Annotated in this window: 9 protein-coding genes; 5 read left to right on the top strand and 4 right to left on the bottom strand. The window is 72.8% G+C overall.

Translation table 11 applies throughout. The annotated features are described in order from the left end of the window. Positions 1-93 precede the first annotated feature (93 nt). Entirely contained in the window at positions 94-894 is an 801-nt protein-coding gene (lipB, locus tag L0P92_RS37490) for a lipoyl(octanoyl) transferase LipB (protein ID WP_234767535.1), read from the bottom strand. A gap of 281 nt (positions 895-1,175) precedes the next feature. Here lipB and L0P92_RS37485 point away from each other — a divergent pair, with 281 nt between their 5' ends. Next, positions 1,176-2,615 carry an NsdA family TPR-like regulatory protein gene (locus L0P92_RS37485; RefSeq protein WP_234767534.1) on the top strand — a complete coding sequence of 480 codons (1,440 nt, stop codon included), beginning with the start codon at positions 1,176-1,178 and terminating at the stop codon, positions 2,613-2,615. A gap of 108 nt (positions 2,616-2,723) precedes the next feature. On the opposite strand, the gene L0P92_RS37480 is transcribed toward L0P92_RS37485, so the two are convergent. Together L0P92_RS37480 and L0P92_RS37475 are read right to left on the bottom strand one after the other, a co-directional pair. Further along, a complete protein-coding gene (locus tag L0P92_RS37480) occupies positions 2,724-4,097 on the bottom strand; it encodes an NAD(P)/FAD-dependent oxidoreductase (protein ID WP_234767533.1) in 1,374 nt (457 codons plus the stop codon). 178 nt (positions 4,098-4,275) lie between these two features. After that, positions 4,276-5,175, bottom strand: coding sequence for a TIGR01777 family oxidoreductase (locus L0P92_RS37475; RefSeq protein ID WP_234767532.1), 900 nt, complete (start codon positions 5,173-5,175; stop codon positions 4,276-4,278). Between the two features lie 69 nt (positions 5,176-5,244). Here L0P92_RS37475 and L0P92_RS37470 point away from each other — a divergent pair, with 69 nt between their 5' ends. After that, positions 5,245-5,742, top strand: coding sequence for a GNAT family N-acetyltransferase (locus L0P92_RS37470; RefSeq protein WP_234767531.1), 498 nt, complete (start codon positions 5,245-5,247; stop codon positions 5,740-5,742). Positions 5,743-5,790: 48 nt separating this feature from the next. Here L0P92_RS37470 and L0P92_RS37465 read toward each other — a convergent pair whose 3' ends face one another. Next, positions 5,791-6,975: a MarP family serine protease gene (locus L0P92_RS37465; RefSeq protein WP_234767530.1), complete on the bottom strand. Its 1,185-nt coding sequence runs from the start codon at positions 6,973-6,975 to the stop codon at positions 5,791-5,793. Between the two features lie 703 nt (positions 6,976-7,678). On the opposite strand from L0P92_RS37465, the gene L0P92_RS37460 reads away from it, so the two are divergent. The 3 genes from L0P92_RS37460 (at position 7,679) to L0P92_RS37450 (ending at position 9,962) form a co-directional block, all read left to right on the top strand. After that, the gene (locus tag L0P92_RS37460; RefSeq protein ID WP_234767529.1) at positions 7,679-8,425 is read left to right on the top strand and encodes a peptidoglycan recognition protein family protein; all 747 of its coding nucleotides are present in this window, start codon (positions 7,679-7,681) and stop codon (positions 8,423-8,425) included. A 107-nt stretch (positions 8,426-8,532) separates the two neighbouring features. After that, positions 8,533-9,006, top strand: coding sequence for a carboxymuconolactone decarboxylase family protein (locus tag L0P92_RS37455; protein WP_234767528.1), 474 nt, complete (start codon positions 8,533-8,535; stop codon positions 9,004-9,006). 32 nt (positions 9,007-9,038) lie between these two features. Next, the gene (locus L0P92_RS37450; protein WP_234767527.1) at positions 9,039-9,962 is read left to right on the top strand and encodes an RNA polymerase sigma-70 factor; all 924 of its coding nucleotides are present in this window, start codon (positions 9,039-9,041) and stop codon (positions 9,960-9,962) included. The last annotated feature ends 71 nt before the right edge of the window (positions 9,963-10,033 follow it).

Genomic DNA, 10,033 nt, shown 5'->3' with positions numbered 1-10,033 from the left:
AGCCCCTCCGGCGTTTGAGGAGCGGGGTCTGGGGCGGAGCCCCAGAAGGATGGGACGGGTAGGGGCGGCGGGGGCGAGGGAACGGGGGTTGAGTTATGCGGCCGGGGTCTTTTCGATCTCTCGGGGTTTCAGGTCCGCGTTCTCCAGTACGGCCTTCAGGTGGTGCTCGACCACCGGCAGGACCTCGTCGATCGTCACGTCCCGGCCGAGCTCGCCCGCCAGGGAGGCGACCCCGGCGTCCCGGATCCCGCAGGGGATGATCCGGTCGAACCACTTGTTGTCGGGGTTCACGTTCAGTGCGAAGCCGTGCATCGTGACGCCCTTGGCGACCCGGATCCCGATCGCCGCGATCTTGCGGTCCTCACGCCGCTGACCGGCGTTGGAGGGGGCGTACTCGGGCCCGTTCAGACGGGGGTCGAACTCCTCGTCCGTGAGACGGGGGTCGAAGTCCAGGGCGAGCCCGCCGAGCGCCGGCCGCTGCTCGACCGGGTCGCCGAGGACCCAGACCCCGCTACGCCCCTCGACCCGGCTGGTCTCCAGGCCGAACTCCGCGCAGGTGCGGATCAGGGCCTCCTCCAGCCGCCGTACGTGGGCCACGACGTCCACGGGACGCGGCAGCTTCTGGATCGGGTAGCCGACCAGCTGACCCGGGCCGTGCCAGGTGATCTTGCCGCCGCGGTCCACGTCGATGACCGGCGTGCCGTCCAGGGGCCGCTCGTTGTCCGCCGTACGCCGGCCGGCCGTGTACACCGGAGGGTGTTCGAGCAGCAGGACCGTGTCGGGGAGCTCGTCCTCGAACCGCGCCGCGTGCACCCGGCGCTGCTCGTCCCACGCCTCCTGGTACTCGACGGCGTCCGCGCCGAACCCCATACGGACGAACCGCAACTCACTCACGGCAAGCGCCTCCCTAGAAGCACCGGAAAGTCGTAAGGCACAAAGCGTGCCTACGCCACTGTACGACCGGCTTGTTCGGGTGACGCCGCACGGCCCGCGTCAGCCCAGTAGGGCAATCCTCACACGATCGGATGAATGGGCGGGGAAATGTGCGATCGGCTGCTTACTCTCCGCTACATTCGCGCCGTTCGGGCAGGCCAAAAGGGCTGCTCACCGGCAATCCGGGCACCCGCGACGGCACCGGCCCCGCGAGGTCCCAAAGGCAGGAGACCGCACCGCAGATGACGGAACGACCCGCGCAGCGCACTCCCAACCGCCAGCTCGCCGCGCTCATCGCAGAAGCGGGATTCTCCAACGCGGGTCTCGCCCGCCGGGTGGACCAGCTCGGCCTCGAACACGGGCTTGATCTCAGATACGACAAGACATCGGTCACCCGCTGGCTGCGCGGACAGCAGCCACGCGGCACGACCCCCGCCCTCATCGCCGAGGTCTTCACCCGTCGCCTCGGCCGCCGGCTCTCCGCCCAGGACCTCGGACTCGACGCCTGCGCGCCCGTGTACGCGGGGCTGGAGTTCGCCGCGACCCCCGAGGAGGCCGTCGACATCGTCAGCGGCCTGTGGCGCAAGGACTCAGGCAGCCACGCCGAACTCCGCAAGATCGCCTTCACCCCGGCCGGCCTCGTCGTGCCCAGCCGCGACTGGCTCATCGGCCGCGCGGACGAGAAGGTCGCCCGGGGCGAGCCGCTCGCCCGCATCCCGGTCCAGGGCCGCCCCACGGCCGTACCCCGCCAGCGCGGCCAGGCCGAGCGCGGCCCCGGCCAGAAGGTCACCGGCGGCGACATCGCCGCGCTGCGCTCGGTGGGCGAGCTGTTCCGCTCCCTCGACGACATGTACGGCGGCGGCCACGCCCGCCAGGCCCTCGTGCGCTACCTGGAGCACGAGTGCGAGCCGATGCTGCGCGGCACCTACGGCGAGCAGACCGGCCGCCGGCTGTTCCAGGCCGCCGCCGACCTCACGAGGCTCGCGGGCTGGACGTCGTTCGACATCGCGGCGCACGGGCTCGCCCAGCGCTACTTCGTGCAGTCGCTGCGGCTCGCGCAGGCGGCCGGGGACCGGGCGTTCGGCTCGTACGTCCTGGTCACCATGAGCCGCCAGGCCGTCTACCTCGCCCATGGCCGTGAGGCCGTCCAGCTGGCGCGGGTGGCCCAGCAGGGCGTCGGCACCAGCGCACCACCGGTCGTGCAGGCCCTGCTGCACGCGTGCGAGGCGCGCGGGCACGGCGTACTGGGCGAGGTGCGCGCCTGTACGGCCTCCCTCGTCCGGGCCGAGCGCGCCCTCGAAGCGGCGCGGCCCGGCGACGACGTGCCGCACTGGGCGCGGTTCTTCGATGAGGCGCAGCTCGCCGACGAGTTCGGGCACTGCCACCGGGATCTTCAGCAGTTCCGGGCGGCGGCGCAGCATGCGGAGCGGTCGTTGCAGTTGCGGGCGCCCGCGTTCGCCCGCAGTCGGCTGTTCTGCCGGGTCGTGCTCGCGTCCGCGCGGCTGGGGCTCGGTGAGCTGGATCAGGCCTGTGTGCTGGGGGCGGAGGCGGCGGGTGCTGCCGCGGAGATGCGGTCCGTGCGGGCGGTCGAGTATGTCCGGGACTTCGAGCGGAGGTTGGAGCCGTATCGGGATGCGGCGCCTGTGCGGGGGTATCGCGACAAGGTCGCTGCGCTGCTGTAGGGGGCTCGCCGTAGCTTCGAAGGTTGTGTGCCGGGTGCGGGTGCGTTGTGGCTGGTCGCGCCCACGCGGCGGAGCCGCACATCGACACAGCCCCGCGCCCCTGGGGGGTTAAGCCGCCGCCTCTAAGGGTTCTGCCCTGTTGAGCGAGCCCGCCGCTCCCAGGTCCGTCAGGATGGCCGCTGCCGCCCTGTGGGCCGAGTGGAGGGCGCCCTGGATGGTGCTGGTGTCGCGGTGGTCGCCGCAGACGTACAGGCCCGCCAGGAGGCGTACCGGGCGGCGTAGGTCGTGGGGTGGGCGCATCGCGGGGACGGCCTCCGGGGTGTGGTGTACGGCGAGGGTCTCCCAGCGGGTGGTGGAGGTGCCGTAGAGACGGGACAGATGCATCCGTACGGCCGTGTCGATGTCGGGCGGCGGGGTGCCCAGCACCGTCGAGGAGATGAGGGCCCGGCCCGCGGGTGCGCGGGTCGGGTCCACCTGGCTGATCACCGCCGTGTGGGCGACCGGGCCGCCCCGGTCGGCGTCGAGCAGGAGCGAGGCGCCGGTCGTGGGCGGTTCGTCGGTCGTGTGGTGGACGACGGTCACCGGGTGGAAGTCGGGTACGCGCAGGCCCGGCAGCAGCTCGGCGGCGGTCCGGGCGTCGGTCGCCAGCAGGACGGCGCGGCAGCGTATCTCGCCGTGTTCCGCGGTGGTGACGGACGTCGTGGCGATCGACGTGACGCGTACGCCGGTGTGCACCGTGCCCGGCGGCAGTGCCTGGGCCAGCAGCTCGGGCAGTGCCTCGGCGCCGCTCTCGGGCACGCACAGGCGCCCGCTCGCGAAGGCGCGCAGCGCCAGGTCGGCGCACCGGCTGGAGGTCGTCAGGTCCGGGTCGCACAGCAGCGCGGCGAGCAGCGGCCGCAGGAAGCCGTCGATCGTGCGGGTGGGGACGCCGCGCGCCGCGAGGGCCTGGGCGGCCGGCAACTCCGGGCGGGCCAGCAGGCGTTCGACGGGCGCGGTGGCGAGCCGGGCGAGGGCGGCGCCGAGCCGGGCCTGGTCGACGGCGGTGCCCAGCGGGGCGCCGGCGCGCACCCTCGGCAGGGCCGTCGGTCCGGGGATGCCGCGCACGGAGGCCGTCCTGGGGGCGCTTGCCAGGGCGCGCACCGCGTGGAGTGCGCCCCTCGCGCTCCGTGGCTTGGCGAACGCGCCCGCGCGGTGCCGGCGCCCGTCGCTGTGCAGCAGTACGCCTGGCGCGAAGGGGCGCAGGGCCAGCGCGTCGAGGCCGGGTGTCAGACGTAGTTCCGGATACGACGTCGACAGAAGCTGTCCGATCCGGTCGAGCCGGAACCCGTCGATCTTCTCGGTCGACATGCGGCCGCCCGGACAAGGAGCGGCCTCCAGGACCGCGGTCCTCACTCCTGCGCTGGTCAGCCGATGCGCCGCGGAGAGTCCGGCGACCCCGGCTCCCACGATGACGACGTCCGCCTGGTACGCGGGCTCAAGCACGTGCCCCTCCTCGAGGTTGCGCGGCCGGTGGAGACGTCATGCCCCCAACAGGCGTCGGAGATACCCGAGTTCGGGACGAGGTTAGGGCCGTGATCGGTCGGAAACAGTCGCGCATGGACAGAGCACGGTCGCACGGCGGTCGCATACGGACGTACTGGGTGGCCGCCAGGTGCCTCCACTACTGGATGGCGGCCCGGAGCGCCCCCTCGATGTCCGGGAACGCGAAGGTGAAGCCCGACTCCAGCAGACGCTTCGGCAGGACCCGTTGGCTGCCCAGCACATCCCCGGCCATCTCGCCGAGGACCGTGCGCAGTACGGGGGCCGGGACCGTGAAGAGGGTCGGGCGGTGCAGTACGTGCCCCATGGCCTCGGTGATCTCACGGTTCGTCAACGGCTGCGGCGCGGTCACGTTGAACGGTCCCGACAGGCCGTCGGTGTCGATCAGATGCCGGATCGCGGCCACCTCGTCGTGCAGCGAGACGAACGACCAGTACTGCCGCCCATCGCCCATCCGGCCGCCCAACCCGGCCTTGAACAGCGGGAACAGCCGTCCCCAGGCCCCGCCCCGACGGGCCACCACCAGCCCCGTGCGGGGGAACACCGTACGAATGCCCGCCTGTTGTGCGGGCGCCGCCGCGCCCTCCCAGTCCACGACCAGCGAGGGCAGGAACCCCTCACCGGGAGGGGCGCCCTCGTCGACGGCCCGCTCGCCGGTCTCGCCGTAGTAGCCGATCGCGCTGCCGTTCACGAAGACCCGCGGTGGCTTGTCCAGCGAGGCCATCGCCTCCGCGAGCGCCGCCGTGCCCAGCACCCGGCCGCTGCGGAGCTTCGCCTTGTACGCCTCGGTCCAGCGCCGCGAGCCCACGTTCGCGCCGGCGAGATTGACCACGGCGTCGCACCCGGCGAGCCCGGCGGCGTCCACGTACCTCCGCTCCGGGTCCCACCGGACCTCGTCCGCCGAACGGGGCGCGCGCCGCACCAGCCGCACCACCTGGTGCCCGTCCGCGACCAGGGAGCGCAGCAGTGCGCCGCCGATCAGCCCGGAGGAGCCGGCCACCGCGATTCTTGAAAGTTCCATAACCTCATCCTGCCTCGGACCGCATAAGGCCCCGGTCGGCTCCCGGAGCCCGGTCGTAGGGTGACGCCCATGCCCGATCCGTACGTACCCCGTATACGCGCCGCCCTGCCCGACGACGAGGAGGAACTGGCCCACCTGGACCGGGCCACGTGGTCGACGCTGCACTCGGTCATGCCCCGACCGCAGCCGCCCCACCGGACGTTCTTCGACGAGCGGCACGCCCCCGAGGACCATCTGGTCGCGGAGCTGGACCGGCGCATCGTCGGCTATGTCCGGCTGGCCCTCGCCACGCCGCTCGCCTGCAACGCGCACGTCCGGCAGATCCAGGGCTTCGCCGTCGCCGACGAGGTCCGGGGCCGTGGCGTCGGCCGTGCGCTGATCCGCGCGGCCGTCGAGGAGGCCCGCCGCAGGGGCGCCCGCCGGCTCACCCTGCGCGTCCTCGGCCACAACACACCGGCCCGCAAGCTGTACGAGTCCGAGGGGTTCGTGGTGGAAGGGGTGCTGCCCGAGGAGTTCTTCCTGGACGGGGCGTATGTGGACGACGTGCTGATGGGGCGGGGTCTTTGACGGGGCGCGGTCTCTGCACGGCGCGGACGCGAGGGTGAGGCAGGCGACTCAGGAGGTGACCAGGTCGCCCGTGTCCACCGGTGCCGTCGCGTTCGCCGCGCGCCTCGCGTCGGAGGCGACCTCGGCCGCCGTCAGGACGTAGCCCGTCTCGTCGTCGGAGGTGGAACGGGCGAAGACGACGCCGAACACCTTGCCGTCGGTGGTCAGCAGCGGGCCGCCGGAGTTGCCGGGGCGGACGGTGGAGCGGATCGAGTAGATCTCGCGGGTGACGGTCGCGTCGTTGTAGATGTTCTGGCCGGTCGCCCGCACCCGGTTCGCGACGGTCGCCGCCTGGAGGTTGAGATCGCCGTCCTCCGGATAACCGGCGACGACCGCCGAGTCGCCGCGCGTGGCGTCGTCGTCGAAGTCGAGGACGGGGGCGCGCAGCTCGGGGACGTACAGCACGGCCACGTCCCGCTGCGGGTCGAAGAGCACCACCCGTGACTCGTACGACCGTCCGACGCCGCCGACCCGGACGCCGGGCTCGTCGATGCCCGCGACGACGTGGGCGTTGGTCATGACGTGCCGCGGGGCGTAGACGAAGCCGCTGCCCTCGCGGCCCTGGGTGCCCGAGACGCCCTCGATCTTGACGGTGCTGAGCTTGGCGGCGTTCGTCGCGGCGGCGGTGACACTGTCGCCGGAGGGCTCGGCGACCTCGGCCGTCGACTCGTTCTCGAACGGGTTGAAGACCTGCGGGAAGCCGGCCTCGGTGAGCGCGGAGGTGGCCCGCGAGAACCAGGCCGGTGTCGTGTCCGGCATCGCGTCCTGCACGGTGCCGAGGAGCCGGGAGTCCCGGATGGCCGAGGTGAGCAGGGACGAGGAGGAGGCGGCCAGGACACTCGCGGCGACCCAGGCCACGATCAGCACGGCCACCGAGTTGGCCACGGCCCCGCCGACCCCGTCGGCCACCCTGAGCGGCCCCCGGTCCAGCTCCCGGCGCAGCCGCAGGGCCAGCCGGCCGGCCAGCTCGTGCACCACCACGGCCGGCACCAGCACCGTGAGCACCGCGGTCACGGTGGCCTGCGTCGTACCCGGTGTGACCAGGTCCATCATCCACGGCAGGAGCCATACGCCGATCACCGCACCGCCCACGAAACCGGCCAGCGAGACGCAGCCGGCCACCAGTCCGCGCCGGTAGCCGGACGCCGCGTAGGCCAGGATGACCAGCAACAGCAGGATGTCGAGCAGGTCCACAGAGCCGCCTTTCTCTCGGACCCCTTAGTACGCGCGTAAGGCGCCCGTTGATCAGCGCACGCACACATGCCGCCAGGAACCGGCCACGCCGCGTTCACCTGGAGAAACGCCTCGGACCGTGACGATGGTTCCACTGCGTGTCACACCACACATCGCGGGCGGACGTGATCCGTCGGACAGTAGGACCATGCGTGCCTTCCGAAGGGCCACCCGAAGGGTCTTCCGGCAAACACGGGGGAGACGAAGACCGCGTGCCGTTCACATACCTTGGGCTGCGCGGACGCGGAGGGCCGCGGGGAGCGGCGGGGCCGCGGAGCCTTTGACGGCGGCTTCTGGGGCGGCCGATTCTCGGCGCGCAGCGCGGGCCGCGAGGCCGGCTGACGCCGGACCGACACCGGGAGATGCGGAAGCGCCCGCGCGGCTCCGGCGCCGGTTCCGGCCTCGTGGCCGGCAGGGGCGTCCAACCCCGTGGCACTCCGCGACCGGACGTCCGGCCCGCGCCCCGCATGGGCCCTCACGGCTTCGGCGGCCCGCCCGTGCCCAAGCGGACCACCGCTCCCGGCAGCCCGCCCCCGCCCGAGCGCGCTCCCGGTCCTGGCGGTCGGCCCGCGCCCAGGCGCCGGCGTGGATCCGGTGGCGGTTGCGTGCCCCGTGGCCCGGCTGGGGTCCGTCGCAGCACCCCGCGGAGTGGCGGATTCCGCCCGTGCTGCTCGTGTTGCTGGGCTGTCTGCCCGGACTCGCCGCCGTGCTCGCGCTGGTGTTGTGCGCGAACGGCGTCGAGCGTGTCGTCGCGGCGGGCGCGCGGCCGGTCCCCGCGCGGCCCGCGGTCTCGCACCAGGCGCCCCGGCCGCCCATCGTCCCGAGGTCGGCCTGGCTGGACGACGACACCCGGCGGCCACAGCCACCGCCGCGCTACGACGACCGGGTCGTCGCCGTCTTCGTCCACCACACCGACTCGCCCAACGGCTACGACTGCGCCGACGTGCCCCGCATCATCCGGTACGTGTACGCGGGCCAGACCGGGTCCCGGGACTGGGACGACATCGGCTACAACTTCCTCGTCGACCGCTGCGGCACCATCTACGAGGGCCGCGCCGGCGGCACCGACCGCCCGGTCACCGGCGCCCACACCCAGGGCTTCAACCACCGCACCACCGGCATCGCCGCCATCGGCACCTTCACGGCCGGAGCGCCCGTGCCGAAGGCGATGACCGACTCGATCGCCGCGCTGGCCGCGTGGAAGCTGGGGATCTCCGACACGGACCCGCGCGCGAAGGTCCGGCTGACCTCCAGCAACAGCCAGAGCCGCTACGCCTCCGGCGCCACCACCGCGCTCCCGGCCGTCGCCGGCCACGACGAGGGCTACATGACCAGCTGCCCCGGCGCGGCCCTCACCGCCCGCATCCCGGAGATCAGGGAGACGGCGGCCCGACTGCAGGGCAGACGCTGATCTTGCGGTGACGTGAGTCACACACGCGGCCGTGTCACAGGCCGTCGGGCTGTCTCGTCTCGGGGGTGTAGCCACCGACGACCGTTCACGACAGGGAGGGGCGCCCGATGGACGCTCGACTGAACCTCTTCACCAGCCCGACCGCCGGCAAGGTCCTCAAGTACTTCATGTCCGCGGGCCGGGCGCTCAAGGAGTCACCCCTGCCCGCCACGACGCAGGAGCTGGTGTCGCTGCGCGTGAGCCAGATCAACGGCTGTGCCGTCTGCATCGACATGCACACCAAGGAGGCCGCCGCGGCCGGCGAGACGTCGGTGCGGCTGAACCTCGTGGCGGCATGGCGGGAGGCCACGGTCTTCACCGAGGCCGAGCGTGCCGCGCTGGAGCTGGCGGAGCAGGGGACCCGGGTCGCGGACGCGGCCGGCGGGGTCAGCGACACGGTGTGGGCGCGGGCCGCCGAGCACTACGACGAGGAGCAGCTCATGGCCCTGGTGATGCTGGTCTCCTTCATGAACACCGCGAACCGGCTGAACGTCATCACCCAGCAGCCCGCGGGTGATTATGTGGCCGGGCGGTTCCACTGAGCGGCGCCGCGGAACTCGAAGGGGGAGCCGGCATGAGCAAGGTCGAGGAGTTCGAGGAACTGCGACCGCTGCTGTTCTCGATCGCCTACCGCATCCTGGGCAGCGTGGGCGAGGCCGAGGACGCCGTGCAGGAGACATGGCTGCGCTTCGACAACTCGACGACCCGGCCCACGTCGACCAAGGCGTTCCTGTCCGCGACGGTGACCCGGATCTCGATCGACGTACTGCGCTCCGCTCGCGTCCGGCGGGAGGAGTACGTCGGACCCTGGCTCCCCGAGCCACTGCTCAGCGACCCGTACCAGGACCCCGAACGCGCGGCGGACCTGGCCGACTCCGTCTCGATGGCGGCACTGCTGCTCCTGGAGCGGCTCAGCCCGCTGGAACGGTCGGTGTTCGTGCTGCGGGAGGTGTTCGCCTTCGGCTTCGACGAGATCGCCACGGCCGTGGGACGGTCGGAGGCGGCGTGCCGCCAGCTGCTGGTGCGGGCGCGGCGGCACATGCGGGCCGGGCGGCCACGGTTCGAGGCGGACCGCCAGGAGCGGCAGGAGCTCGCGGCACGGTTCTTCGACGCGCTGAAGAACGGTGACATGGGCGGCCTGCAGAACCTGCTGGCGGCCGACGTGCAGCTGGTCGGGGACGGCGGCGGGAAGACCCCGCAGCTGGCCAGGGCTGTCGCGGGCGCCCAGAACGTGGCCCGACTGCTCGCCTCCGTCTATCCCGTCATGGCCCGGATCGACGTGACGTTCGAGCAGCACGAGATCAACGGCGAGCCGGGTGCCGTCTTCCGCGACCGGGACGGCAAGGTCCTCCACATCCTCGCCCTCGAAGTGCTCGACGGGCAGATCCAGGCCATCCGCTCGGTCATCAACCCCGACAAGCTGAGCCACCTCGGGCCGGTCGCCGACGCCTGGGCCGTCGACCACGAGGTGAAGCAGGCACGACGGCAGCTGCGTTGACCCCGGCCCGGTGAGGTCGGCCCGCCCGACCTCACCGCCGCCCCAGGTAGACCCCCAACGCCCGCTGCAGC

The organism is Streptomyces muensis (assembly GCF_021474425.1).
Lineage (GTDB): Bacteria > Actinomycetota > Actinomycetes > Streptomycetales > Streptomycetaceae > Streptomyces > Streptomyces muensis.
The sequence above is the reverse complement of the archived record's forward strand: the minus strand, read 5'-3'. Positions and strand labels throughout refer to the sequence as shown.